1 protein-coding gene is annotated in these 904 nt (G+C 52.5%); it reads right to left on the reverse strand.

The genetic code is table 11. The annotated features are described in order from the left end of the window. Positions 1-375 precede the first annotated feature (375 nt). Positions 376-904, reverse strand: a 529-nt coding sequence (locus BOA8489_RS20060; RefSeq protein ID WP_306345774.1) for a lysozyme inhibitor LprI family protein, incomplete at its 5' end; no start/stop codon positions are given.

Here is a 904-nt window from a genome sequence, read left to right on the forward strand (position 1 = left end):
TCATAGATATCGAATTTCCCGAGCACTTCCTGGTATTAATAATGTTGACAATGGCAGTTGCAGAGATCGCGCTGTGCACATGGCTCTTGGTGAAGAGAAATAGTTTACCTGAGGCCGGTCAGAGGGGCTTGAACGGAACGGCGTGAAGCGCTCTCAACTTGCTTTTGCATCAAGGAGTTTATCGCAGTCGGTCACGAGCAGCAGGACAGTCTTTGAGGCACATTTGCCGAGTGCCCGCTTCGTCCCGCCTAGCAGTCATTAGTTCTAGCTGCAGCGAATTTCGTCTCTGAGGCCGAAGACGACTGTAGTCTGCTTCTTCTAATCAGTATGGCGTGTTTGACTCCAAACCATGAAGTCAGATGGCTTTTGCTGATTTCATTGCGCGTATCGCATAAGGTCTGCCGCTCGACTGCGACCGAGCTCGACCCTGCAAGAATTGATCCCGATTCCTGTCCCAGATCCGCCTCCGAAAGTTGCCCCGACATAACCGCAATGTTCATCGCGATAGGTCGACCAGGCAGCCTGTGCAGCTTCCAGAGCTGGCACAGCCGTCGTTCGACCCGTAACTTCATCGAGCTCGGCGGCGGACCTCACCGCAAAGCCCAAATAGATGTCGACGGTGGCATCTACCCGTTGAAGCGTATCGGCGACACAGGACCCAATCTCGATCTGGCTGCCTCCGCCGCATTCTGATGCCGGATCGGCAAGGACGATGCTCGGCAGGCAAGTCAACAGGAACAAAGTTGCAGCAAGAACTCTCATCGTAGCACTCCAAATGATCTTCGACACTCTTTTCCAAATTAACTCGATACAAGAAAACAAACACACCACGCGATGCATTTCTTTCGCGGGCTTCCAATTTAGACGTTCGTGCATGACGCAGAGAATGACCACTTTGAGCCCA

Origin of the sequence: Boseongicola aestuarii (genome assembly GCF_900184815.1) — a bacterium.
Taxonomy (GTDB): domain Bacteria; phylum Pseudomonadota; class Alphaproteobacteria; order Rhodobacterales; family Rhodobacteraceae; genus Boseongicola; species Boseongicola aestuarii.